Annotated in this window: 20 protein-coding genes; 5 read left to right on the plus strand and 15 right to left on the minus strand. The window is 71.1% G+C overall.

Annotated elements, in window-relative coordinates; all coding sequences use genetic code 11:
* Positions 1-585: 585 nt before the first annotated feature.
* The 7 genes from LV75_RS32255 to LV75_RS32285 all read right to left on the minus strand — a co-directional run bounded on the left by LV75_RS32255 (position 586) and on the right by LV75_RS32285 (position 11,795).
* The gene (locus LV75_RS32255; protein WP_253891160.1) at positions 586-2,073 is read right to left on the minus strand and encodes a neutral zinc metallopeptidase; all 1,488 of its coding nucleotides are present in this window, start codon (positions 2,071-2,073) and stop codon (positions 586-588) included.
* An 84-nt stretch (positions 2,074-2,157) separates the two neighbouring features.
* Positions 2,158-3,555, minus strand: coding sequence for a neutral zinc metallopeptidase (locus LV75_RS32260; protein WP_253891161.1), 1,398 nt, complete (start codon positions 3,553-3,555; stop codon positions 2,158-2,160).
* Positions 3,556-3,591: 36 nt separating this feature from the next.
* Entirely contained in the window at positions 3,592-5,778 is a 2,187-nt protein-coding gene (gene glgB / locus LV75_RS32265; RefSeq protein ID WP_253891299.1) for a 1,4-alpha-glucan branching protein GlgB, read from the minus strand.
* A 9-nt stretch (positions 5,779-5,787) separates the two neighbouring features.
* Positions 5,788-6,225: a CBS domain-containing protein gene (locus LV75_RS32270; protein ID WP_253891162.1), complete on the minus strand. Its 438-nt coding sequence runs from the start codon at positions 6,223-6,225 to the stop codon at positions 5,788-5,790.
* 107 nt (positions 6,226-6,332) lie between these two features.
* Complete coding sequence (locus tag LV75_RS32275) at positions 6,333-7,679, minus strand: maltokinase N-terminal cap-like domain-containing protein (protein ID WP_253891163.1); 1,347 nt, start codon at positions 7,677-7,679, stop codon at positions 6,333-6,335.
* The gene (treS, locus tag LV75_RS32280) at positions 7,676-9,475 is read right to left on the minus strand and encodes a maltose alpha-D-glucosyltransferase (protein ID WP_253891164.1); all 1,800 of its coding nucleotides are present in this window, start codon (positions 9,473-9,475) and stop codon (positions 7,676-7,678) included. The genes LV75_RS32275 and treS overlap by 4 nt, the downstream gene beginning before the upstream one ends.
* Before the next feature lie 352 nt (positions 9,476-9,827).
* A complete protein-coding gene (locus LV75_RS32285) occupies positions 9,828-11,795 on the minus strand; it encodes an alpha-1,4-glucan--maltose-1-phosphate maltosyltransferase (RefSeq protein WP_253891165.1) in 1,968 nt (655 codons plus the stop codon).
* 370 nt (positions 11,796-12,165) lie between these two features.
* Here LV75_RS32285 and glgP point away from each other — a divergent pair, with 370 nt between their 5' ends.
* Complete coding sequence (glgP, locus tag LV75_RS32290; RefSeq protein ID WP_253891166.1) at positions 12,166-14,706, plus strand: alpha-glucan family phosphorylase; 2,541 nt, start codon at positions 12,166-12,168, stop codon at positions 14,704-14,706.
* 127 nt (positions 14,707-14,833) lie between these two features.
* On the opposite strand, the gene LV75_RS32295 is transcribed toward glgP, so the two are convergent.
* Positions 14,834-15,964 (minus strand): tetratricopeptide repeat protein, encoded by a 1,131-nt coding sequence (locus tag LV75_RS32295; protein ID WP_253891167.1) that lies wholly within the window; start codon positions 15,962-15,964, stop codon positions 14,834-14,836.
* Between the two features lie 90 nt (positions 15,965-16,054).
* Here LV75_RS32295 and LV75_RS32300 point away from each other — a divergent pair, with 90 nt between their 5' ends.
* On the plus strand, positions 16,055-16,642 hold the full coding sequence (locus LV75_RS32300) for a phosphoribosylanthranilate isomerase (RefSeq protein WP_253891168.1): 588 nt from the start codon (positions 16,055-16,057) through the stop codon (positions 16,640-16,642).
* A 114-nt stretch (positions 16,643-16,756) separates the two neighbouring features.
* Here the strand turns inward: LV75_RS32300 and LV75_RS32305 are convergent, their stop codons facing one another.
* The 7 genes from LV75_RS32305 to LV75_RS32330 all read right to left on the minus strand — a co-directional run bounded on the left by LV75_RS32305 (position 16,757) and on the right by LV75_RS32330 (position 22,476).
* Entirely contained in the window at positions 16,757-17,155 is a 399-nt protein-coding gene (locus LV75_RS32305; RefSeq protein ID WP_253891169.1) for a rhodanese-like domain-containing protein, read from the minus strand.
* The gene (locus tag LV75_RS32310) at positions 17,152-17,694 is read right to left on the minus strand and encodes a cysteine dioxygenase (RefSeq protein WP_253891170.1); all 543 of its coding nucleotides are present in this window, start codon (positions 17,692-17,694) and stop codon (positions 17,152-17,154) included. Before LV75_RS32310 ends, LV75_RS32305 begins: the two co-directional genes overlap by 4 nt.
* Positions 17,695-17,749: 55 nt before the next feature.
* Complete coding sequence (locus LV75_RS35245) at positions 17,750-17,872, minus strand: hypothetical protein (RefSeq protein WP_301320218.1); 123 nt, start codon at positions 17,870-17,872, stop codon at positions 17,750-17,752.
* 58 nt (positions 17,873-17,930) lie between these two features.
* Positions 17,931-20,051: a glycogen debranching protein GlgX gene (gene glgX / locus LV75_RS32315; RefSeq protein ID WP_372504280.1), complete on the minus strand. Its 2,121-nt coding sequence runs from the start codon at positions 20,049-20,051 to the stop codon at positions 17,931-17,933.
* 81 nt (positions 20,052-20,132) lie between these two features.
* Positions 20,133-20,744, minus strand: a complete 612-nt coding sequence (locus LV75_RS32320; protein WP_253891172.1) for a hypothetical protein — start codon at positions 20,742-20,744, stop codon at positions 20,133-20,135.
* Positions 20,741-22,081: a hypothetical protein gene (locus LV75_RS32325; RefSeq protein ID WP_253891174.1), complete on the minus strand. Its 1,341-nt coding sequence runs from the start codon at positions 22,079-22,081 to the stop codon at positions 20,741-20,743. The genes LV75_RS32320 and LV75_RS32325 overlap by 4 nt, the downstream gene beginning before the upstream one ends.
* 2 nt (positions 22,082-22,083) lie before the next feature.
* Positions 22,084-22,476: a hypothetical protein gene (locus LV75_RS32330; protein WP_253891175.1), complete on the minus strand. Its 393-nt coding sequence runs from the start codon at positions 22,474-22,476 to the stop codon at positions 22,084-22,086.
* 103 nt (positions 22,477-22,579) lie between these two features.
* Here LV75_RS32330 and LV75_RS32335 point away from each other — a divergent pair, with 103 nt between their 5' ends.
* The 3 genes from LV75_RS32335 to LV75_RS32345 are packed head-to-tail and all read left to right on the plus strand — an operon-like array spanning position 22,580 to position 25,208.
* Complete coding sequence (locus LV75_RS32335; RefSeq protein WP_253891176.1) at positions 22,580-23,428, plus strand: ABC transporter ATP-binding protein; 849 nt, start codon at positions 22,580-22,582, stop codon at positions 23,426-23,428.
* A 54-nt stretch (positions 23,429-23,482) separates the two neighbouring features.
* A complete protein-coding gene (locus tag LV75_RS32340) occupies positions 23,483-24,262 on the plus strand; it encodes an enoyl-CoA hydratase/isomerase family protein (RefSeq protein ID WP_253891177.1) in 780 nt (259 codons plus the stop codon).
* Positions 24,252-25,208: a class I SAM-dependent methyltransferase gene (locus tag LV75_RS32345; protein ID WP_253891178.1), complete on the plus strand. Its 957-nt coding sequence runs from the start codon at positions 24,252-24,254 to the stop codon at positions 25,206-25,208. Before LV75_RS32340 ends, LV75_RS32345 begins: the two co-directional genes overlap by 11 nt.
* Positions 25,209-25,611 lie beyond the last annotated feature (403 nt).

Here is a 25,611-nt window from a genome sequence, read left to right on the forward strand (position 1 = left end):
CTCTCAAATGGACCGCCGCCTACGTCAACCCACCCCGGCCTTCATGATCGCCAGGCGAGGGTGAGTCCACCTCTGAATAACCCTCACAGCTTACCGCGCAGCACCGACAAAACAGGAGCGGCGAACAGAGCCTGTGGACAACCAGACTCGTTGTGGACAACCACCCCCCACAACCAGCCCCGCAAGATCAACTAATCCAAGATCCCCCGATATACAGCCTACCGACGGGGGTCGACAAAACCGACCAGCGAACGCTGGCTTGTGGGCAACCGGAACCGTTGTGGACAACCAAGGCACCGCAAGATCATCCGCCGCAAGAGCCCCCGACATACAGCTTACCGAAGCGCCCCGACAGAAGGGCAGAAGCAACCAGCACCCTGTGGACAACCAAAGCCGTTGTGGATAACCGATCCAACATCGGCCCATCCGCCCGAGCGGCATCCATCCGCCCGAGCACCCGAGTTGCACCCGGCTACCCGAGCAACACTCAGCCGCCAGGCCAGCGTCTAGCCAGGGTGGAACTCAACCACGAGAGCAGAACTCAACCGCCCGGACAGCACCCAGCCCCCGAACAACGCACCCAGCTCAGCTGAACTGGTTAGCGCACCCCTTATCCCCCTCAAAATACCCAATCCGAAACGCTTCCACCCGCGCAAACCCAGACGGCACCTGCCGCCCCGTCACATCCGCCGCGATCAAGCTGTTGTCCTGCAACAACTCCGCCACGGCCTCATCCAGATCCCCCACCGCCAACCGCAGCTTGCTCTCGTTGGCCTCCCCGGCCAAGTCCGTGAACTTGGCCCAAGCCCCCGTCAAGCAAGCCGTCCGCAAGCCGGTCTTGTCCCCCTCCAACGGTGCCCCCACCGCCTTCTGGATGGACAGCGAATACCGCGACGCGATCTCGGCGAAGGCAGCGAAGTCCCCGATCCCAGCCCCGGAAACCCCTGGCTCCTGACCACGCTTAGGCGGCGTAGCGATCTTTTCCATCGCGTCCGGGTCGATCGCGACCACGTTTTCTTCCACGCAGAACGACACCGGCGGGGTCGACTGGCCCTTCTTGCAGTCGGCGCCGTTGTAGGTGATCGCGGGTGGGTTGGCGCCGGTGCGGCGGAAGGCTTCGTCCAGGCTGGCCTTCAGCAGGTCCTGCACCTTCTTGTTGTCGAAGGACACGTCGCCGTTGCGGGAGTTCTCCATCTCCGTCTCGCCGCGTTCCTTCTCGGCGATTCGGGTGTTGATCTCGTCCTGGTTCATCCGCGCGCACCGCGTGGGGCCTTCGGAGAAACCGGCCTGGAAGGCGAATACCCGGTCGAACGCCAGCCCGTGCGCGCCCTGCTTGCTCGCGGAGAGCCCTGCGGGGTCGCGGATGAAGAACATGGTCGCCAGCACGTGGTTGAGGCCCTTGCCGGTGTTGACGTCGAAGTGCTTGGCCTTGCCTTCGGCCACCCAGCGGAAGAAGCCGCCCGCGTAGCAGTCGGCCTGTTGTTCCTTGATGATCGTCGGGGTGGTCTGGGTGATGTTGCTCTTGGTGCCGAGGCGGAACTGGACGGCGTGGCCCATTTCGTGGGCGAGGACGGCGACGACCGACATCGGGCCGAACTGCTTGTTGAGCATGGGCAGCAGCACGCCCCGGTCCCAGGCCACGCTGTCGTCGGCGTTGCAGTAGAACGCGTTCACCAGGTCCGCGGTGCTCTGGCCGCACAGCTTGATGGCCTTGCCCTTGGAGTCGTAGGACGCCAGGCGCTTGATCGGTTCGAACTTCTGGCCGTCGAAGTCGGCGGGCATGCGCTCGGACCAGTAGTCGTAGATGTCGGACAGGGCGTTGACCGCGAGCCGGTCCATCTCGCCGCCGTCGGCGTTCTCCACGGACAGGGCCGCGTCGGCGGCACCCTTCTTCGGGCCCGTCGGACCGTCGTTGTTGACCGGGATCCCGGCCGCCGTGCCCGCGTCGATGTCACCGACCCCGCGGGGTCTGCCCTCGATCGGCTGCCCGGCGCACCCGCCGAGCTGCACGAGAAGTACCGCCGCCACCGCCAAGGCAGCCGCGACCCGCGTCCGCGCACCCAGAACCCGCACCGCAACCCCTACCCAGCCGTCGTTCCCGATCTCCGGGAGAGGGTAGCCCGCGACCCGCGCGCCCCGGGGCCGGTTCGCGCTAAGTCACGAAAGGCCGCACTGTTGAACACCCTCCGTGAACCCCTGGCGGAACGCGCGGACCCGGTCGAAGCCCGCGCTCGGGGCCGCGCCCTTCAGGTCGCGGGCCGCGTAGTCGTAGTCCAGCAGCACCTGCACGGCCTCGTCGAGATCACCGGGGGACAGCCGCTTGGACACGAACAGGGCCCGGGTGAACAGGCCGGACAAGCAGACCACCGACCGCTGCGTGTCCGCCCCGTCCAACGGCTTGCCCACGGCGGCCAACGCGGCGAGCGCGTAGCGGCTGGCGATCAGCGTGCCGGTCGCGTAGTCGCCGATGTCGGCGTGCAGCTCCGGGAGCTCCTTGCGCACGTCGATGCGCACCGTCTTGTCCGCCGGGCAGTACGCGACGGGACCCTGCTTGGTGTTCTCGCAGTCGGGGATCCCCTGCGACTCGACCACCTTGGGCGCGGTCCACTGCTTGCCGAGCGTGGGCAGCAGTTCGGCGTAGAACGGGTCCAGGGTCAGCGTCACCGACTCGACGATGTCGGCGAAGCTGAGGTTCCCGCCGCGCTCCTGGTCGCCCGCGTCGAGGAAGCCGCTCAAGGTGAAGACCCGGTTGTCGACGGTCATCTGCGAGCACGTCCGCGCGCCCTGCTCGTAGCCGTCCTGGAACGCCGACACCCGGTCGAACGCGTCGCCGTGCGCGCCCCGGTCCTCGGCCTCGGTGCCGATCGGGTCGCGGAAGCTGATCAGCGACTCCAGCGCCTGGTCCAGCCGGTCCTTGGCGATCGTCAGGTGCTCGGCCTTGCCGTCTGCCACCCAGCGCACGAACGACCCGGCGTAGCAGTCGGCCATCGCCTCGATCAGGATCGTCGGGTACCGGCTCGGGTCCGCCTTGCGCTCGGTCGCGCCGCTGCCGGTGCGGTCCTGCACCGCGTGGCCCATCTCGTGCGCGAGCACCAGCATCACCGCCGCCTCACCGAAGCGGTCCCGCAGCACCGGCAGCAGCGCCGCCCGGTCCCACGCGATGATGTCGGCGTCCGGGCAGTAGAACGCGTTGCCCTCGACGTCGGTCGGCTTGTTCGCGCACGGCGGCGGCTTGCTCCCCGCGTCCGCGGTGTCCACCGAGTAGAACCCGCCCTTGAGCGGCTCGTACCCCTTCTTGAACACCTCGGGGAACGTCTGCGTCCAGTACGCCTGCACGTCGGTGACCACCGTGGCCGCCAACCGGTCGATCTCCCCGCCGTCGGTGTTGCGCACGAACCCCGGGTCGACACCGCTGCCGGTGCCCTCCTCGCCCTTGGACACCACACCCTGGGCCACCGGCTGCCCCGGAACCGTCGTGGTGCAGGCCACCAGCGCGAACACCGCCATCAAGGCGGGGAGCAGCCGCACCAGGTCCCGTCCGTTACGCGTGCGCACGCCCACCAGTCTGCCCCAGCCACCCGCTCGGCCGCGTCAGACCACCGGCACGTCAGGGTCGGGGTCGGCCTCCGGACCGTTGTCCCGGACGAGCCAGACCACGCCTTGGGGCGGCAGTTGCAACACCAGGGAGGCGGGCCTGCCGTGCCAGGGTTTGGGGGTGGCGGTGGCGCCGCCGAGGTTGCCCACGCCGGAGCCGCCGTAGGTCTCGGCGTCGGTGTTGACGATCTCGCGCCAGTGGCCGGGGTGGGGGACACCCACCCGGTAGTCGTGGTGCGGGGAGCCGGAGAAGTTGGCCACGCACAGCAGCTCCGTGCCGCCGCCGTGGCGCAGGAAGCTCAGGACGTTGCCCGCCGAGTCGTTGGCGTCGACCCAGGAGAAGCCCTCGGGCCGGGAGTCGTCCAGGTACAGGGCCTGCTGCTCGCGGTAGGCGGCGTTCAGGTCGCGCACCAGCGAGCGCACGCCCCGGTGCAGCGGCTGGTCGGTCAGGTCCCAGTCCAGCGACCGCGACTCCGACCACTCCTGGACCTGCCCGAACTCCTGGCCCATGAACAGCAGTTGCTTGCCGGGGTGGGCCCACATGAACGCCAGCAGCGCGCGCAGCCCGGCCGCCTTGTTCCAGTCGTCGCCGGGCATCCGGGTCCACAGCGAGCCCTTGCCGTGCACCACCTCGTCGTGCGACAGCGGGAGCATGAAGTTCTCACTCCACGCGTACACCAGCGCAAAGGTGATCTCGTTGTGGTGGTAGGTCCGGTGCACCGGGTCGTGGCCGAGGTAGCTGAGCGTGTCGTGCATCCAGCCCATGTTCCACTTGAAGCCGAACCCCAGCCCGCCCAGGTGCGTCGGCCTGGTCACCCCGGGCCAGGCGGTCGACTCCTCGGCGACCATCACCGTGCCCGGGTGGTGCTTGTAGACGGTCGCGTTCAGCTCCTGCAGGAACCGCACCGCGTCCAGGTTCTCCCGGCCGCCGTGCTCGTTGGGCAGCCACTCGCCCTCGTTGCGCGAGTAGTCCAGGTACAGCATCGAGGCCACCGCGTCGACCCGCAGGCCGTCGATGTGGAACTCCTCGATCCAGTACAGCGCGTTGGCGACCAGGAAGTTGCGCACCTCGGAGCGGCCGAAGTCGAACACCAGGGTGCCCCAGTCCGGCTGCTCGCCCCGGCGCGGGTCGGCGTGCTCGTAGAGCGGGCTGCCGTCGAAGCGGGCCAGCGCCCACGAGTCGCGCGGGAAGTGCGCGGGCACCCAGTCCATGATCACGCCGATGCCGCGCGCGTGCAGCGCGTCGACGAAGCCGCGGAACTCGTCCGGGGTGCCGAAGCGCGCGGTCGGCGCGTAGTACGAGGTGACCTGGTAGCCCCACGACCCGCCGAACGGGTGCTCGGCCACCGGCAGCAGTTCGACGTGGGTGAAGTTGTGCTCGGCGAGGTAGTCGCCCAGCTCCTGGGCCAGTTCCCGATAGCCGAGGCCCTGGCGCCACGAGCCGAGGTGCACCTCGTAGACGCTCATCGGCGCCGCGCTCCACGAGGTCGCGTCGCGGCGGGCCAGCCAGTCGTCGTCGGCCCACTGGTACTCCGAAGTGGACACCACAGACGCCGTCGCGGGCGGGATCTCCGTGGCGAACGCCATCGGGTCGGCCTTCTCGTGCCAGGACCCGTCGGCGCCGTGGATGCGGAACTTGTAGCGCGTCCCGGGGGTGACCCCCGGCAGGAACAGCTCCCACACCCCGGACGAGCCGAGCGAGCGCATCGGGTTCGCCCGGCCGTCCCAGCCGTCGAAGTCGCCGCACACCCGCACCCCGCGCGCGGTCGGCGCCCACACCGCGAACGAGGTCCCCTCGACCACCCCGGCCGGGGTCTCGTACGAGCGCACGTGCGCGCCGAGGATCTCCCACAACCGCTCGTGGCGGCCCTCGGCGAACAGGTGCAGGTCGAGCTCGCCCAGCGTCGGCAGCCACCGGTACGGGTCCTCCACCAGCTCGGCGCCCGCGCCGTAGTCCACCTCCAGCAGGTACTGCGCCGGGGCGGTGTCGAGCTCGGCGGCGAACACGCTGTCGCCGACCTCGTCCATCTCGTGCCGCCGGTCGCCGACGATCACCGCGACCGACTTGGCGTTGGGGCGCAGCGCCCGCACCACCGACCCGCCCCCGCGCTTGGGGTGCACCCCCAACAGCGAGTGCGGGTCGTGGTGCGCGCCTGCGATGAGCCGCTCGATCTCGTCAACCAGCAAGAGGTATCAACCCTGGGATATGTAGGACTGGAGCTGGTCGCGGTCGGCTTCCAGCTGGCTTATGTGGCTTTTGACGACGTCGCCGATGCTGACGATCCCCGCCAACGCGCCGCCGTCGAGCACCGGCAGGTGCCGGATCCTGCGCTCGGTCATGGTGGCGGCCAGGCTGTCCACGCTGTCGGCTGGCGTGCAGGTGCGCACCTCGGTGGTCATGATGTCGGCGACGGTGTCGTTGAACAGCGCACCGCCGCGCTCGGCCAGACCCCGGACAACGTCCCGTTCGGACACGATGCCGACCACCCGGTCCCCGTCGAGCACCACCAAGGCGCCCACGTTGTGCCGTCGCAGCTCGGCTATCAGGCCCTCGACAGTGGTGCCCGGGTCGACCGTCGCCACGACGGCCCCGTGCGCACCCTTGCCCCGCAACACATCCGCGATCCGCATGTCGCCACACCCCGATCCTGAATCGGCGGCACCCCGAGAGCGGGTATTGTCGATCAGGCTAACCATTTTCTGGATTACCCGAAACTCGTGCAGCCTAAAAGTCGCAATCACCCGGCCGCGGTGGCGCGGTCGATCGCGGCCAGCGGGATGGGGACCCAGTCCGGCCGGTTGCGGTGCTCGTAGCCCACCTCGTAGACCGCCTTGTCGAGCTCGAAAGCCCGCAGCAGCACCGAATCCGCGCGCGGGTCGGTGCCTACGGTGGCGTACCCGGCGCAGAACGCGGCGCGGTTGCGGTCGGCCCACTCGGCGGCCCTGGTGAGCCGCTGGTGGTCGGGTTCCTCGCCCGCCAGCATGTGTAGCGCCGCGTAGTCGAACGAGCGCAGCATTCCAGCGACGTCGCGCAAAGCGGACCGCGTACGGTTGCGCTCCGCCACCGGCGCGTCCGGTTCACCCTCGAAATCGATGAGCACCCAGCCGCCCGTGGTGCGCAGCACCTGGCCCAGGTGCAGGTCGCCGTGCACCTGCTGCACCGAGGTCCCGGGCAGCTCGCGCACCGCGTCGAACGCCGCCCGCAGCACCCCTTCCCGCTTGGCCAGCGCGGGCACCTGGGCCAGCGCCGCGTCCAGCCGCGCGTGCATCCCGTCGGCGCCCGCCGCCATCTCCGCCTGACCGGCGGTGGCCACGCCCAGCGCCGCGGCCAGGTCGGCGTGCACCGCGGCGACCGCGGCGCCCAACCGGTGGGCCTCACCGGCGAAGTCGCCACCGACCTCACCGGCGTGCAGGTCCGCCTCGGCGAGCAGGTCGCGCACCGAGGCGGTCGCGGTCGCCCAGCCCTCGGCGGAGTCACCGAGGTAGCGCTGGGCGAACCCCAGCACCGTGCCCTCCGCGCGCACCACCGCCACCGGCTCGGCGACCTGCGCGCTGCCCGCGCGGACCAGCGCCCGGTGCAGCTCGACGTCGCGGTTGGGGCCGGGGGCCGGGCGCCGGTAGAGCTTGAGGATGTAGTGCTCGCCGAACACGATCGAGGTGTTGGACTGCTCCACCCCGACCGGCCGCGCCCGCAGCCCGGTCTGGATGTGCACCCCCGGCTCCGGCAGCCAGTCCAGGCCACCGGCGGCGGAGTGCTCGGCGAACAGCTCCAGCAGCCCGCCCATCAGCTCCGCGTCGTGGGTCGCGTCGTAGGCGTAAGAGCCGTCGGCCAGCCGGCCGATCACCGCGGCGCGCAGGTGGTCGGGGACCTCGTCGGTCAGCCCGAGCAGCAGTTGGTAGCGCTCGCCGTCGGCGTCGAGCAGCGTGTGCAGCAGCGCCGGGTCGCCGTCCACCAGCAGCGCGGCCCGCTCCACCCGCACGCTCGCCACGTCCTGCCCCTTGGCCGCGAACCAGCGCTGACCTGGCAGCCAGCCCGGCAGGTCCTCGGCGAGGGACGTGACAGCGGGCAGGGGTCGGGTCGTCACTGGGGTTCGCCCTCCTCGAGGGGTCGGGTGATCTGGAACCAGTAGAAGCCGTGCCCGGGCAGGGTCAGCAGGTACGGCAGCTCGCCGATCGCCGGGAACCGCACCCCGCCGGTCAGCTCCACCGGGATGCACCCATCGTGCTCCGACAGGTGCAGTTCCACCGGTTGGGGGAACCGCGACAGGTTGTTCACGCAGATCACGACGTCCTCGCCGTGCCTGCGCAGGTAGGCCAGCACGCTCGGGTTGGACGAGCCCAGCTCGGTGAAGTCGCCCAGGCCGAACGCCGGGTGCTCGGTGCGCACCTGCAGCATCCGCCTGGTCCAGTGCAGCAGCGACGAGGTGTTGTTCATGTGCGCCTCGACGTTGACCGCCTGGAACCCGTACACCGGGTCGGCGATCGCGGGCAGGTAGAGCCGACCAGGGTCGCAGCGGGAGAACCCGGCGTTGCGGTCGGGCGACCACTGCATCGGGGTGCGCACCGCGTCGCGGTCGCCCAGCCAGATGTTGTCGCCCATGCCGATCTCGTCGCCGTAGTAGAGCACCGGCGAGCCGGGCAGGCTCAGCAGCAGCGCGGTGAACAGCTCCTGCTGGTTGCGGTCGTTGTCCAGCAGCGGCGCCAACCGCCTGCGGATGCCGATGTTGGCCTTCATCCGCGGGTCCTTGGCGTACTCCGCGTACATGTAGTCGCGTTCCTCGTCGGTGACCATCTCGAGGGTCAGCTCGTCGTGGTTGCGCAGGAAGATCCCCCACTGCGCGCCTGCCGGGATCGCCGGGGTCTGCGCCAGGATCTCCGAGATCGGGAACCGCGACTCCCGCCGCACGGCCATGAAGATGCGCGGCATCAGCGGGAAGTGGAACGCCATGTGGCACTCGTCGCCGCCGATGCTCGCGTCGCCGAAGTACTCGACCACGTCGGCGGGCCACTGGTTCGCCTCGGCCAGCAGCACCCGGCCGGGGAACTCGTCGTCGACCACCTTGCGGCAGCGCTTGAGGAACTCGTGCGTGCGCGGCAGGTTCTCGCAGTTGGTGCCCTCCTCCTCGAACAGGTAGGGCACCGCGTCGAGCCGGAAGCCGTCGATCCCGATGTCGAGCCAGAACCGCAGCACGTCGAGCATCGCGTCCTGCACGGCCGGGTTCTCGTAGTTGAGGTCGGGCTGGTGGGAGAAGAACCGGTGCCAGTAGAACTGCCCGCGCACCGGGTCGTAGGTCCAGTTCGAGGTCTCGGTGTCGACGAAGATGATCCGCGCGTCGGAGTAGGCCTCGTCGGTGTCGGACCACACGTAGTAGTCGCCGTAGGGGCCGTCCGGGTGCTGGCGCGACTCCTGGAACCACGGGTGCGCGTCGGAGGTGTGGTTGAGCACCAGGTCGGTGATCACCCGGATGCCGCGCTTGTGCGCCTGGTCGAGCAGGTAGCTGAAGTCGTCGACGGTGCCGAACTCCGGCAGCACCGCGCGGAAGTCGCTGATGTCGTAGCCGCCGTCGCGCAGCGGCGAGGCGTAGAACGGCGGCAGCCACAGGCAATCGATGCCCAGCCACTGCAGGTAGTCCAGCTTGTCGGCCAACCCGCGCAGGTCGCCGGTGCCGTTGCCGTCGGAGTCGTTGAACGCCCGGACCAGCACCTCGTAGAAGACCGCGCTCTTGTACCAGTCCACCTGCGGCGGCGCCGAGCGCGCGTGGTGGAAGTCCTCCGCCTGCGGTTCGGTGAGGTGACCGTCGGCGGTCACCGCCTCGCCGGTGTGCGGGATGCCCGCGAGCCCCAGTGCCGCGTCGGGTGCGGTGGTGTCCTGAACCGTCATGCCTGTCGCCCTCGCCCCATGTCTCGGCCGTGTGTCAGCGTTGTCGATCCCGGCGGTTCGGTCCCGGTCGGTGGATCTGGGTGGATCTGTGTGATCGCCGGTCCGCAATGCGTACCACGTTTCCGCCGCCACGACCGCGCACCGAGCACCGGTGACCCACCCCCGACTGTCCCAAGTGGTCGTTCGGGTGGGGTGGTCCACCCGGGCGGGGGAGTACGGCCGCCGCTGACGTGGGTACCCCCGCGCCGGGTGATCCATGCCTGCCGGTGATCACGATCTCAGTGGGCGGACACCCGGGCGGTCGGTCGGGGTGCCCGGCGCACCCGCGCCGAGCGCCCCGGGTGAACACCGGTCAACGTCGGATGTGGACGATGTGGGCGACGCTGGCCCACGGGTCGAGCCGCACGTAGTTCGCCTGGCCCCAGCGCCAGGTCTGACCGGAAACCTCGTCGTAGGCGGCGTGCGCGGTGTCCGGGTCGAGGCCGAGCGCGGCCAGGTCCAGCCACAGCGTGCCCTCCTGCGGCGCCCTCGGGTCGAGGGTCACCAGCACGACCACCGTGTCGCCGGTCTCCGGGTCGGTCTTGGAGTAGGCGAGCAGCGCGTCGTTGTCCACGTGGTGGAACCGCAGCGTGCGCAGCTGCTGCAGCGCCGGGTGCGCCCGGCGGATCGCGTTGAGCCGGGTGATCCACGGCTGCAGCGAGCGGCCCTCGGCCAGCGCGCCCGCGTAGTCGCGCGGCCGCAGCTGGTACTTCTCCGAGTCCAGGTACTCCTCGCTGCCCGGGTGCGCGGGCTGGTGCTCGTAGAGCTCGAAGCCGGAGTACACGCCCCAGGTCGGCGCCAGCGTCGCGGCCAGCGCGGCCCGGATGGCGAACATCGCGGGCCCGCCCACCTGCAGCGACTCGTGCAGGATGTCCGGGGTGTTGACGAACAGGTTCGGCCGCGCCTCGTCGGCGTGCTCGACCAGCTCCACCCCGAAGTCGATCAGCTCCTGCTTGCCGGTTCGCCAGGTGAAGTAGGTGTAGGACTGGGTGAAGCCCAGCTTGGCCAGGCCGTAGAGCCGGGCGGGCCGGGTGAACGCCTCGGACAGGAACAGCACGTCCGGGGCGACCGCCTTGACCTGGCGGATCAGCCACTCCCAGAAGTCCGGCGGCTTGGTGTGCGGGTTGTCCACCCGGAAGACCCGGACCCCCTGCTCGGCCCAGAACAGCACCACCCGCAGCACCTCGGCGTAGAGGCCCTCCGCGTCGTTGTCGAAGTTGACCGGGTAGATGTCCTGGTACTTCTTCGGCGGGTTCTCCGCGTAGGCGATCGAGCCGTCCGGGCGGGTGGTGAACCAGTCCGGGTGCTTGATCACCCACGGGTGGTCCGGCGCGCACTGCAGCGCGAAGTCGAGCGCGACCTCCAGGTCCAGCTCGCGCGCCCGGGCCACGAACGCCCGGAAGTCCTCCAGGGTGCCCAGCTGCGGGTGGATCGCGTCGTGGCCGCCGTCGGCCGAGCCGATCGCCCAGGTCGAGCCGACGTCGCCCGGCTTGGAGTCGACGCTGTTGTTGGGGCCCTTGCGGTTTTCCTCACCGATCGGGTGAATCGGTGGCAGGTAGACGATGTCGAAGCCCATCGCCGCGACCCGGTCCAGCTCCTTGGCCGCGGTCGTGAACGTGCCGTGCACCGGCTTGCCCTCGGTGTCGAGACCACCGGTGGAGCGCGGGAAGAACTCGTACCAGGAGCCGTAGAGCGCGACCTTGCGGTCCACCCACAGCTGCAGGGCCTTGCCCTTGGTGACCAGCTCGCGCACCGGGTGCGTGAACATCACCCGCCTGGTGGATTCCGCCAGGGCCTCGGCGATCCGCGCGGGCAGCGGCATCGACTCGTCGCGCAGCGCGCGCGCCGCCGACACCAGCAGCTTGCGGTCGCCACCGCGGTCGGGCCTGCGGCCGACCCGCTCCAGCAACCGCGCGCCGGTCTCCAGGTCGTTGGCCAATTCCCCGGGCTGCTGCCCGGCGGCCACCTTCACCTCCACCGCGTGCACCCAGGTCGCCCACGGGTCGCTCCACGCGTCCACCCGGAAGGTCCACAGCCCCTCGGCGTCCGGGACGATGTCGGCGACCCACCGATCGGGCTCCAGGCCGTCCGGGCGCATCCGGGTGCGCCGCGCCTTGCCGTCGCCGGGACCCCGCCAGCTGACCGTCGCCGCGACCGCGTCGTGGCCCTCGCGCCACACCGTCGCCCGCACCGGGATGTGTTCGCCCACAACGGCTTTGCCGGGGTACCGACCGCAGGACACGAGGGGGGACACGTCATCGATGCCAAGCCGACCGCTCACCGGTCAGGCTCCTCTCCGTCGCGGGTGCTTGCCCCCAGTCTGCCGTGCGCGGCCGGATCCGACCCACCCGGGCGGGGGATGGATCTTGACAACCGGGCGGCCGGTCGGGGGCGGTCCGGGAGGACCACTACCGGAAGTACCCAGCTCGGGCCAACGGGAACCGTCCCGGGACCGACCGCGGTGTTGCCGTCGCGTGACGGTCCTGTGTGGTCACCCGGTCAGGGCACGACGCGCGCGGGCGCGCTCGGCGACATTGCGACCATTCCGGCTCCGGCGCACGGGTGCTGATCAGCGGTTTCCCCGTCGTACGGGCTACCTGGCCCGCGGACACGGCTTGCTCGATCCAGGCGGGCCAGTAGGGTCGGACTCCGTGAAAGCCGTACGTCGATTCACCGTCCGCGCCGGGTTGCCCGACCCGCTCGCCGATCTCGGGGTGCTCGCCACCAACCTGCGGTGGACCTGGCACCCGCCGACCCAGGACCTGTTCGCCGATGTCGACCGCGACATCTGGGCGGCCGTGGGCGGTGATCCGCTGCACCTGCTCGCCCAGGTTCCCGCCGAACGGCTGGAGCGCCTCGCCGCCGACCCCGGGTTCCTCGCCAGGGTCGGGGAGGTGGCCGACGACCTGCGCCGCTACCTCGGTGAGCCGCGCTGGTACCAGCGCCACGACACCGGTGGCAACGGCGGCAGGCTGCCCGCGTCCATCGCCTACTTCTCCATGGAGTTCGGCGTCACCGAGGCGCTGCCCAACTACTCCGGTGGCCTCGGTGTGCTCGCCGGTGACCACCTCAAGGCGGCCTCCGACCTCGGCGTCCCGCTGATCGGCGTCGGCCTGCTCTACCGGTCTGGCTACTTCCGCCAGTCGCTCTCGCTCGACGGCTGGCAGGTCGAGCACTACCCGGTCATCGACCCGAACGGGTTGCCGCTGGACCCGCTGACCGAGCCCTCCGGCGCGCCGATCCTGGTGCACGTGGCGATGCCCGGTGGCCGGGTGCTGCGCGCGCGGATCTGGCGGGCCCAGGTCGGCCGGGTGCCGCTGCTGCTGCTCGACTCCGACATCGAGGAGAACGCCGAGGACCTGCGCGGGGTCACCGACCGGCTCTACGGCGGCGACCAGGACCACCGCATCCGCCAGGAGATCCTCGCCGGGGTCGGCGGTGTCCGGGCGGTGCGCACCTACTGCGAGCTGACCGGCACCCCGCAGCCGGAGGTGTTCCACACCAACGAGGGCCACGCCGGGTTCCTCGGCCTGGAGCGGTTGCGCGAGCACGTCTCCGGCCAGGGCCTCGACTTCGACCAAGCCCTCTCGGCGGTGCGCGCGGGCACGGTGTTCACCACGCACACCCCGGTACCCGCCGGGATCGACCGGTTCCCGGTGGACCTGGTGCAGCACTACTTCGGCGACGGCACGCTGCTGCCGGGCATCGACCTGCGCCGGGTGCTCGCGCTGGGCGCCGAGGAGAACCCGGGCATGTTCAACATGGCCCACATGGGACTGCGGCTGGCCCAGCGCGCCAACGGCGTCTCGCGGCTGCACGGCGCGGTCAGCCGGGACATGTTCGGCGGGCTGTGGCCCGGCTTCGACACCGACGAGGTGCCGATCAGCTCGGTCACCAACGGCGTGCACGGCCCGACCTGGGCGGCGCGCGAGATGACCGAGGTCATCGGCGACCCGACCGACGAGGGCTACGCCGGGGTGGACGCCTCGGTGTCCGACGCCCGGCTGTGGGAGCTGCGCGGCACGCTGCGCCGCCGCCTGGTCGACGAGGTCCGCAAGCGGGTGCGCGCGGCGTGGCTGCAGCGCGGGGCCTCGGCGCTGGAACTGGGCTGGACCGACACGGTGTTCGACCCGGACGTGCTGACCGTCGGCTTCGCCCGCCGGGTGCCGACCTACAAGCGGCTCACCCTGATGCTGCGCGACGCCGAGCGCCTGCGCGCCCTGCTGCTGCACCCGCAGCGCCCGGTCCAGCTGGTCGTGGCGGGTAAGTCCCACCCGGCCGACGACGGCGGCAAGGCGCTGATCCAGCAGATCGTCCGCTTCGCCGACGACGCGGGCGTGCGGCACCGGATCGTGTTCCTGCCGGACTACGACATGAACATGGCCCGCTACCTCTACTGGGGGTGCGACGTCTGGCTCAACAACCCGATGCGCCCGCTCGAGGCGTGCGGCACCTCCGGCATGAAGGCGGCCCTCAACGGCGGCCTCAACCTGTCGATCCGCGACGGCTGGTGGGACGAGTTCTACGACGGCAGCAACGGCTGGGCCATCCCGACCGCCGACGGCATCAACGACCCGGTCCGCCGCGACGACCTCGAGGCGGCGGCGCTGTACGAGTTGCTCGGCTCGCAGGTCGCGCCGCTCTACTACGACCGCGACGGTTCCGGCGTGCCGACCCAGTGGATGGCGATGGTCCGCCACACGCTGTCGTCGTTGGGACCGCAGATCCAGGCGACCCGGATGGTGGGCGAGTACGTCGAGTCGGCGTACGCCCCGGCCGCCGCGGCGGGCGCTTTGGCCCAGGCGGACGACTTCCGGGTGGCGCGTGACCTGGCCGACTACCGCGGGCGGCTTTTCGGTGCGTGGCAGCGGGTCCGGGTCGTGGACTGCGAACTGGCCATCGAGGACAACCACTCGCCGGTGATAGGGGAGATCGTCCGCGTCAACGCGACGGTCGACCTGGCGGGGCTGGCGCCGGGGGACGTTGAGGTCCAGGCGGTCATCGGGCGCGTGGGCGACACGGACGAGCTCTCGGACGTGGTGACGGCGGTGATGCAGCCGACCGAGGGTGGCCGGTACACGACGGAATTGGCGCTGCCGCACGCCGGAGCGCTCGGTGTGACCGCGCGGGTTCTGCCCAGGCACGGGCTGCTGGCGACCCCGGCGGAGTTGGGCAAGGTCGTTCTCGCCTGATCTTTCTCGACAGCGGAACCGCCGCCTGGATCATTCGCGATCCAGGCGGCGGTTCCGGTTCGGGCGGCGATATCTCTTGCGTGGCAAGGGTTCTGCGGCTGGCGGCCGTCAGTGCCCGTTCCCGCGGTCAGCCGATGTCCAAGCGGGAGCGGGTGTCCGCGACCCGGGGCCACCAGGGGACCACCTGCTCGGCCTCGACCAGCGCCGCCCGGGCCGCCTTGTTGTCGCCCGCGGCCATGTGGGCCCGGGCGAGGGTGGCGAGGTCGTCGGCGCGGCCGAGGCGGTCGTCGCAGGTGTCGGCGGCGTGGCGGGCCAAGAGGATGGCCTTGCCGGTGTTGCCGAGGACCAGTTCGCGCAGCGCGCGGCAGCCGTCGAGGCGGTGGGTGGGGTAGCCGAGGGTCTCGGCGTTCTCCAGGGCCTGGTCGGCGGTGCCCATGCCCAGTTCCGGGTCCAACTGGCCCGACTCGACCGTCGCGTACGCCAAGCTCGCCAGCGCCGCGAAGGACACCGCCGCCTCCTGCGGGGTCTGCGTCGCGTCCCCGGCGATCGCCATCGCCTGCAGCAGGGCCTCCGCGTACCGGCCCTGCGCCTGCAGCACCAGCACCCGCGCCGCCGTCGCGGTGCGCAGCTTCGGGTACCGGTCGGCCAGTTCGGCGGCCATGGTGGCCGCGCGGGCGAGGTCGCCGTCCTGCACCGCGTCCACCGTGGTCGTCACCAGCGGCGCCGCCGCCAACTGTTCGGCTTGGACCCCCGACAACCGCGGCAGGTTCAGCACCAGCCAGCCGGTGGAGGTCGACCCGGGCAGCTTGCGCGGCACCATCGCGTGCGCCACCGTCGCCCCGCAGGCGATGGCCAGGCCGAGGGTGAACCCGTCGGACACCGCGAACGCCGCGCCCACCGCGGTCCCGATCGCCAGCAGCGCCGAGCACAGCGCCGCGCCCCACATCCGCGGGCGCGCGGGCGGGCGACCCGGTCCGACCGACACCGACAGCAGGATCGGCACCGCCCGCAGCACCACCGCCCGCCGCGGCGTGGTCCAGTCCGCCAGCCGGGTCCCGACCCCGATGACGACCTTGTGCACCCGCGCGCGCAGCGCCACCGCGCCGACCAGCATCCCGACCTGCAGCGCCAGCAGCCCCAGCAGCAACCCGACCAGTTCGCCGAGCACGCCGAGCCCGATCTCCCCCGCCGATCGGTAGCCGAGCGCGACGGCACCGCACACGATCGCGGTCAGGATGGTGAGGGGGTGACCGAGCACCCGCGTAAGACGCACGAGCAACAGACGCCCGACGTGGGGGCGGGGTTCCGCAGGTCAGGGACATGAGGATTCCCCGTATATCGTGGTGCCATGTTCGTGAAGGTCTGTGGGCTGCGCACCGCCGAGGACGTCGACACCGCGGTGTCGGCCGGGGCGGACGCGATCGGGTTCGTCTTCGCCGCCAGCCCGCGCCAGGTGGGCGTCGAGCAGGCCAGGGAGTTGGCCGCCCGGGTCCCCGAGCACGTGCTGACCGTCGGGGTCTTCCTGGGTGTGCCAGCCGAACAGGCCGGGCAGACGACACTGGATGCCGGGTTGGGCGCGGTCCAACTGCACGGGGACTACCCGAGGGAAGCGTTCGACGCGGTCGCCGACCTGCCGCTGAAGGTGATCCGGGCCGTGTCCGCGACGCCGAGCAGGGACCTCGGCTTCTGGGGCGCGGACATGCTGCTGCTCGACTCCGCCGTCGCCGGCTCCGGCGAGCGCTGGGACCTGTCCACTGTGGATGGTCTGGGTGGTCGGTGGTTGCTGGCGGGCGGTCTGGACCCCGACAACGTCGCCGCCGCGATCACGGTCGCCCGGCCGTGGGGTGTGGACGTCTCCAGCGGCGTCGAGTCCAGTCGCGGCGTCAAGGACCCCGCCCTCATCCGGAGCTTCCTGGCGGCGGTGCGCGCGGCCTGAGGGACCCCAGGGGCGTTGCACAAGGACCCGTCAGAAGTCTGCGACTCGAGGGGCGACGTCAAAGACCCCGCGCACGTCCAAGCATCTCTGCCGGTTGTGGGCGGGGTCTGTGACTCAGGGGATCGCGGGTGTTCCGCCGGGTTGGGTGGGGAGACCTGCCGCCTGCCAGGCGCGGTAGCCACCGACCAGGTCGGTGGCGTTCGCCAGGCCCAGCAGCTTCAGGTCGCGGGCGGCGAAGCTGGACGCGTAGCCCTCGTTGCACAGCACGACGACCGTGGTGTCCGCGTCGAACCCGGTGATCCGGTCCTCGCCCGCCGGGTCCAACCGCCACTCCAGGTGGATCCGCTCGATGGGCAGCGCGCCCGGGATCTCGCCCTCGGCGCCGCGGTTGGCGATCGGCCGGATGTCGATCAGCAGCGCGTCCCCGCTGGACTGCAGGGCGTGCGCGGCCGCGGGGTCCAACCGGGCCAGTTCGGCCCGGGCGGCGGCTAACCGGTCGTCGACCGCGCTCATCGGCCGAACCGCTGCAGCGGCAGGGCGGGGATCTCGTCGGGCACGTCGCGCAGGGTCGCGTACTCGCGGGTCGGCACCAGCGGCGGCGAGTACGCGTGCACGCTCGCGGCCTTCACCCGGCCCAGGTTGCGCACCTGGTGCGCCCGCCCCTGGCCGAACCCGATGGACGCCCCGGTCGCGTGCTGGTGATCGCGGATCGGGCCGGACGGGTAGCGGTAGGTCTCGGCGAGGTCGCCGAACAACACGGTGAACGCCCCCGCGGCGCCGCCGTGGTCGTGCGGGGCGGTGCCCTGGCCGGGCAGCCACGACAGCAGCCACAGCTCCACCTCGTCGGTCAGCGCCAAGCGGGTCCACCAGCGCCGAGGGCTCGAGAAGCGGACCACCTCCACCAGCCGGTCGTGGAAGTCGGCGGTCACCGTCGAGGTCAGCTCGCGCAGCTCCCTCGGCGTCCACAGCGGATCTCGCGGGGCGATGAGCTCGTGCAGCTCGGCCCGGTCGAAACGCGGGTGGACCTCAGGGGCCAGGGTGGGTGCGGTCATGTCCTGCTCTCCTGCTCTGGGTGTCGGTTGCCACACGCGGCGGCGGCACCGGACCTCAGCGAGACAGGTGGGTGCGCCGCGGGCTCGTACACGCGCAGGAGGCGACGAGCAGCAGGTCAACGGTGCGGTCGCGCCACAGGGGCGGCGACTGCGCCATAGACGGCTCGGACCGGGTCACGACGCGATCGTGGCACGGCATTAGGACCCCAGCCACGTGTCCCACGGACTGATACGACCTACTGGCTGACCCTGGGCGCTCGTAGTAGCAGGGCCGTCCGACCAGGCAGGGTTACCCGCTTACCGGGGGGCAAGGGGTCGACGTTCTGCGGCACGCCCCGGGGGGTGCCGGAGTCCAACACCGGGATGTAGCGGCGGCCGTACCGGTCCGACGGCAGCACTACCTCCACCGGGTCCGCGCCTGAGTGCGTCACCAGCAGCCACGAGTCGTCAGCCACCAGTTCACCGTCACGGTCGCGCGATAGGCACTCGGAACCGTCGATCCACATCCCCAGTGTCCGGCGGGACTCGTCGAACCAGTCCTGCTCGGTCATTGGTTCGCCGTCGGGTCGGAACCACACCAGATCGGGCTCGCCGGAACGCGTGGGGCGGCCGTCGAAGAACTGCGGTTGGCGAAGGGCGGGGGAGTCGGCGCGTAGTGCGATCAGCCGCCGGGTGAAGGCCAGCAGGTCGTCTGCCTTCTTGTCCGCGCTCCAGTCCACCCAGGAGGTCTGGTTGTCCAGGCAGTACGCGTTGTTGTTGCCGTGCTGCGTGCGCCACCGCTCATCCCCGGCGACGAGCATCGGCGTGCCGGTGGACAGCAGCAGCGTGGCCAGCAGGTTGCGGGCCTGACGATCGCGCAAGGCCAGCACGGCAGGGTCGCCGGTCTCGCCTTCAACACCGCAGTTCCACGACCGGTTGTCGTTAGTGCCGTCCGCGCCGTGTTCGCCGTTCTCGTGGTTGTGCTTGTGGTCGTAAGAGACCAGGTCGCGCAAGGTGAACCCGTCGTGCGCGGTGACGAAGTTCACCGACGCCCACGGACGCCTCCCCGCGTAGAGGTCCGAGGAGCCCGACAGGCGGTATGCGAGGTCACGCAGTCCGGTGGCGCCACGCCAGTAGTCGCGGGCACCGTCGCGGAACCGGCCGTTCCACTCCGTCCACTGCGGGCCGAAGCCGCCCACCCGGTAGCCCTCACCGGTCGCGTCCCACGGCTCGGCGATCAGCTTGCGGTTGGCCAGCACCGGGTCGGTCGTGATCGCGGTCAGCAGCGTCGACGCCGCGTCGAACGAGCCCGCGTGCGGGCGGCCCATCGCGCTGGCCAGGTCGAGCCGGAACCCGTCGACGCCCAGTTCGGCGGCGAAGTAGCGCATCGAGTCGACCACCAACCGCACCACGGTGGGGGAGCCGGGGTCGAGGGTGTTGCCGCAACCGGTGATGTCGATGTCGCGCCCCTCGCCGTCGATGGCGTAGTACGCGGGGGCATCGAAGCCCCGGAAGGACAAGGTCGGCCCGGCGACCCCGCCTTCACACGTGTGGTTGTAGACGACGTCGAGGATCACTTCGATGCCGACCGCGTGCAGCGCAGCCACCATCGTGCGGAACTCCTCCACCTCGTGCCCGGGCCTGCTCGCGTACCCGGCGTGGGGGGCGAGGTAGCCCAATGTGGAGTAGCCCCAGTAGTTGTGCCTACCGGACCGCAGCAGCATGGGCTCGTCGGCGTGGGTATGCACCGGCAGCAGTTCCACCGCCGTGATGCCTAGACGCACCAAGTGCTCGACGACTGCAGGGTGCGCCAACCCCAGGTATGTGCCGCGCAGGTGCTTGGGCACGTCCGGGTGCAGCTTCGTGAAGCCCTTGACGTGCAGCTCGTAGACCACTGTCTCCTCGAACGGCACGTCAGGACGCCGACCGGTGTCAGGCCCACCGGGGGATGTCACCACTGATAGCGGTACCCCGCCGAGGGAGTCGATCCGCGACGCGCCACCCGTCATCGGGTCGCCCCGGTAGCCCCGGGTAGCGCTCAGGTCCGGCACGTCCCCGGTGATCCGGCGTGCGTAAGGGTCGACCAAGAGCTTGTTCGGGTTGCAGCGCAGACCCCGGCGCGGGTCGTAGGGACCGTGCACCCGGTAGCCGTACCGCTGCCCCGGGGTGACCCCGGGGACGACGCCGTGCCAGATGCCGAAGGTGCGCTCGGTCAGCTCGACGCGCTGCTCGACCTGCCGCCCGTCCTCGTCCTCGGCGACCAAGCACAGCTCAACGCCATCGGCCACCGACGACGCGACGGCGAAGCGCACCCCGCCCGCTTCGGGGTGCGCACCGAGCGGGAACGGGCTTCCTGGGCGTGGCGCTGAGTGAGGCACCACCCCATCCTGGACCAGAGAGCCGACTCGATCGAGACGCGCGGGCCGATCGAAGATCGGATCGAGACGTTCCCGGCCAGGTCAGAGCCGGTAAGTGTGCTGTTCAAAGGACTCATCCGGTTCCGGTCGAGCGGTGCTACCGGTCTCGGTGGGGCTCGCGGAAGCCACCATCCCGGTGAACAACGCCTGGTGCTCGGCCCACCCCCGCTGCGACGGGGCCGACAGGGTGAGCAGCAGCATCCGGCCAGAGCCCGGCTCCGGGATGAACGCCTGCAGTTGCAGCGCCAGCGGCTCCCCGGCCCTGGCCTGCTCGACCCCCGGCACCCGCTGCGCGACCACCGCGGGCCCCACCCCGCTCTCCACCAGGACCGTCTGCCGCAGGTCAGGCCCGCCGACGTCCTCCAACGAGTCGCGCAACGCGTCGGCCGTGTCGATGTCCCAGCCGTCCGGCACCACCAGCGCCACCCCGGTCAGCAACGCCGGGTCCGCCGCGGCGGGCGCCACCACGGCCATCAGGAACGCCCCCTGCCGCAGCACGCCCTCCACGGACTCCGCGGCCAACGCCTCCAGGTCCGCCGCCGCCCCCTCCGGCGCGTCCCGCAACTCCCCGATGATCTCGGCGTACTCCCGCACCGCCCGAGCCGGATCGCCCAGCTCCACGCGCCGCGCCTCGGCGGGCATCGCCAGCCTCACTTGACGTGCTCCCTCGTGCTCGCCGCCACCGTGTTGACCAGGGCGCTCTCCGCGCTGGAGCGGCCGGGGTTGCCCGCGAGCTTGAGCAGCTCCAGCTCCCGCCGCTGCTCCGGGGTGAACTGCACCCCCGCGGCCTGGGCCGACCGGACCGCCGCGTCCACGCTCGCCGAGTACGCCTCGCCCGCCGACCGCAACCGGCCGAAGGCGTCGCGCTGCGCCGGGGTGAACTTCTCCGGGTCCTGGAACCGGCGAGCGATCTTGTCGCCCTTGTCGCGCAGGTCCTTGGCGGCCTTCTCGCGCAGCGCCGCCCCGGTCGAGCCCTGCTCGGCGGCGAGCTTGCGCAGGGTCCCGACGTCCTTGACGGCCTTGCCGATGCCCGCCGAGGTGAACCCCTCGACCGCCCCGTCACGGGCACCCCTGACCGTCCGCCGGGCCCTGCTGCCCGCCTCCACGGCGTCGTCGGCCAACCCCTTGCCCGCGCCGACGACCCCCGAGGTCAGTGTCCGGCCGGGCACCAGGCCCAGCCCGATGTCCACCCACGACGGCGCGTTCGACGAGCCCGCCGCCTTCTGCGCCAGCCCGGTCAGCGCGTTGACCCCACCCGCCGCGGCCGACACCGTGCCCGCCACCGGCGCGACGACCTCACCGACACCGGGGATCAGCAGCGACCCCGCCGCGATCGCCGCCGACGCGCTGGAGACGATCCCGGAGGTCTTGCCCACCCCGTCGAGGGTCTGCACCAGCCAGCCGTCGTTCTCCGGCTTGAACACCTCGTCCGGGCCGCTGCGGATCTTCGCCGCGGTCTGCTCGGCCTCCCGCAGGTGCTTGCGCTCCAGCCGGTGCGCGTCGGAGATCACCTGGTCGAACGCCGCCCGCGCCGCCCCTGCCGCGCGCACCGCCCCCAGGAAAGCGTCGTACTTGGCCGCGTAGTGAGGATTGCTCACCTCGCGAGGTATAGCGCCAGCCGCCCGGGTCTGCGCGTCGGCGGCATCCTCCATCTCCGCCTTAAGCCGCTTGGCCCGTGCTTCAAGCTCCTCCGCCTTGTCCTGGTTCGCCTTCAACTTGCCCGCCCAGGCTGTCAACGCGTCACCGACGGCCTGCACCGACTCCGCGCCCTTGGCGATGCCCTTGGGCAGGTCGTCGCCGTGGTCGCTGAACTCCTCGGCGGCGGACCCGCCCCAGTCGGCGTCGTCGGCGATCGTGCAAGCCTCGGCCAGCCGGGGGGCGACGGCGGCCAGCATGGTCCGCGCCTCGGCCAACTCGATCACCATCGCCTGGACCGCCGACAGCTCGCCGGGCGTCGGGTCGAACCCGAGCGTGGGGTGGTTCCGCGCCACCGTCAGCCCCCGGGGTTCGTGTCGGACATCAGGCCGTCCAGGCGCGCCTGCTGTGCGGCCGCGCCCCCGCGCAGGGCGTTCAGCTGGGCCTCGGCCACCGCGTCGCTGACCGCGAACCGCATCCGGTCCGCGCCGCCCTGCTCGACCTGCTCGTAGTTGGCGACCGCCGAGCGCACGTTGTCCGCGATCTTGTCGATCTTGTCCCGCGTGCTGCCCAGGTCGTCGCGCCACTGGTCGGCCACCTCCCGGGCCGCGGCGGCGATGTCGCCGGGGCCGAGATCACCCGCCGAGACCGACAGCCGGTTCGCCGCGATCTCGACCTCCTCGGCCAGTGCGCGCAGCTCACCGACCCGGATGGCCAGGCTGGTGGTGTTGACCGTGTACCCCGATGGCATGGGCGCTCCTCTCGTGCGGTGCGAGTCAACCCGGCGCCGCCGCCGCGGGGCAGCCCCGGGTGCGCAGGGAGGCAAACGCACAGCACCGGTGGGCAAAGGCAGAATGACGGCCGTGACCTCGCGGACTCAGGCTGACACCGGACCCGACAGCACACCCGAAGACCTCGACGACCTCGTCCTGCACATGGCGGGCGTCGGGGTCCGGCGCGGCACCTCGGACCTGCTCAAGGACCTCGACTGGCGCGTCGAACTCGACGAGCGCTGGGTGGTCCTCGGCAGCAACGGTGCTGGCAAGACGACCTTGTTGCGCCTGGCCGGGGCCGAACTGCACCCCAGCACCGGCGTGGTGCACGTGCTCGGCGAGCGGCTCGGCCGGGTCAACGTGTTCGAGCTGCGCACCCGCATCGGCTTCGCCACCGCGGCGCTGGCCGGTCGGGTGCCCGCCGAGGAGAAGGTGCGCGACGTCGTCGTCAGCGCCGGGTACGCGGTGCTCGGCCGCTGGCGCGAGGAGTACGACCAGCTCGACACCGGCCGCGCCGACGAGCTGCTCAAGACCCTGGGCATCGCCGGGCTCGGCGACCGCACGTTCGGCACGCTGTCGGAGGGCGAGCGCAAGCGCACCCTGATCGCCCGCGCGCTGATGACCGACCCGGAGCTGCTGCTGCTCGACGAGCCGGCCGCCGGTCTCGACCTCGGCGGCCGCGAGGACCTGGTGGCGCGGCTGACCGACCTCGCGCTCGACCCGGACGCCCCCGCCACCGTGCTGGTCACCCACCACGTCGAGGAGATCCCGCCCGGCTTCACCCACCTGCTGCTGCTCTCCGGCGGCGGCGTGGTCGCCCATGGGTTGATCGACGACGTGCTCACCAGCGAGAACCTCTCGGCCGCGTTCGGCCAGTCGCTCGAGCTCGAGCGCTCCGGCGACCGGTTCTTCGCCCGCCGCCGGGCTTGAGTTACTACCGACAGGTAACCTTCCGACGACCAGGCACCATGCAGGAGGACAGCCGTGGGTGAGTTCGTTTCGCTTGAGGTCGAGGACGGGATCGGCACCATCCGGCTGAACCGGCCGCCGATGAACGCGATCAACCGGCAGTTGCAGGCCGAGCTGCGGGTGGCCGCGCAGGAGGCGGGCAGCAGGTCCGACGTCCGCGCCGTGATCGTCTACGGCGGCCCCAAGGTGTTCGCGGCGGGCGCGGACGTCAAGGAGTTCGCCGAGATGTCCTACACCGACATCGCCGACTACGCCCCCGAGCTCAGCGCCTCGATCACCACCGTCGCCCGGCTGCCCAAGCCGACCGTGGCCGCCATCACCGGCTACGCCCTCGGCGGCGGCTACGAGCTCGCGCTGGCCTGCGACCGGCGCATCGCCGGGGACAACGCCAAGGTCGGCCAGCCCGAGGTCCTGCTCGGCCTGATCCCCGGCGCGGGCGGCACCCAGCGGCTGGCCAGGCTGATCGGCCCGAGCCGCGCCAAGGACATCGTCTACACCGGACGGTTCGTCGAGGCGGCCGAAGCGCTGGCGATCGGCCTGGTCGACGAGGTCGTCGCCCCGGACGACGTGTACGCCGCGGCCCGGCGCTGGGCGGGCCAGTTCAGCCACGCCGCCTCCCGCGCGCTCGCCGCCGCCAAGGCCGCCATCGACACCGGCCTGGACACGGGCCTGACCAGCGGTCTCGCCGCGGAGACGAACCTGTTCGCGGCGCTGTTCGCCACCGAGGACCGCACCACGGGACTGCGGTCGTTCCTGGAGAACGGCCCCGGAAAGGCGCGTTTCGATGGCCGCTGACCCCACCCCGAACCCGCACGCGACCGCCGAAGAAGTCCAGGCCGCCTTCGCCGACCCGAAGCTCGCCAACGTCCTCTACCACGACTGGGAGGCGGGCACTTACGACGAGAAGTGGTCCATCTCCTACGACGAGCGCTGCATCGACTACGCCACCGGCCGCTTCCGCGCCATCGCGGGCGAAGAGGGTTGGCCCTACGAGACGGCGATGGAGCTCGGTAGCGGTACCGGCTTCTTCTTGCTGAACCTCATGCAGGGCGGCGTCATCAAGAAGGGCTCCGTCACCGACCTCTCGCCCGGCATGGTCGAGGTAGCCCTCCGCAACGCCCGCGCCTTGGGCCTAGACGTCGACGGCCGCGTAGCCGACGCCGAACGCCTCCCGTACGACGACAACACCTTCGACCTCGTCGTAGGCCACGCCGTCTTGCACCACATCCCAGACCTCCCCACCGCATTCGCCGAAGTCCGCCGAGTCCTCAAACCCGGCGGCCGCTTCGTCTTCGCGGGCGAACCCACCCGCATCGGCGACCGGTACGCGCGCAAGCTGGGCCAGGCCACCTGGTGGCTCACCACCAACCTGACCAAGCTGAGCCCGCTGAGTTCGTGGCGCCGCCCGCAAGAGGAACTGGACGAGTCATCCCGCGCCGCCGCACTGGAGGCCGTGGTCGACCTACACACGTTCGACCCCACCGAACTCGAGACGATCGCCCGCTCCGCAGGCCTGACCCAGGTCCACGCGGCCACAGAGGAATTGGCCGCCGCCCTCTTCGGCTGGCCGGTCCGCACCTTCGAGGCAGCCGTCCCCCGAGAGAAACTGGGCTTCGGCTGGGCCATGTTCGCCTTCCGCACCTGGCAACGCCTCACCTGGCTGGACGAGAAGGTCCTGCGCAACCTCTTCCCCCGAGAACTCTTCTACAACGTCATGATCACCGGCCACAAGCCCGGTTGATCCCCCGCCACCCGCCACTTATCCACAACCCCCTCACCCATCCACAGCCGCCCATTCACCCCTCCCACCTGGACGTTTCCCCCGGGTAGCCTGGATTCGGGGGCGACTCAACGCGGTTTGATCTTGCTTGCCCCGGCTCGCCCTCGCCAAAGAGGTCGACGGGTACCGCTTGAACTGAGCGCCCGCACTCTCAAGTAGTTGTCCACAACGCCGTTGGCCACCCACAGAAGTCACCAACTACTCCCGCCCCGCTGGTCCCTTGACTAGGCTGGATTCGGGGGCAGTCAAGCATGGCTTGATCTTGTTGTGTTGGGAGTGCGGGGCAAGGGATTCGGGCCTCCGCCTTCGGCTCCGGGAAACGCCTCGTCGCCTGGCGGCAACATCGGCGGGAAACGCGACAATG

The sequence above is a fragment of the Actinokineospora diospyrosa genome, assembly GCF_024171925.1.
Classification (GTDB): Bacteria; Actinomycetota; Actinomycetes; order Mycobacteriales; family Pseudonocardiaceae; genus Actinokineospora; species Actinokineospora diospyrosa.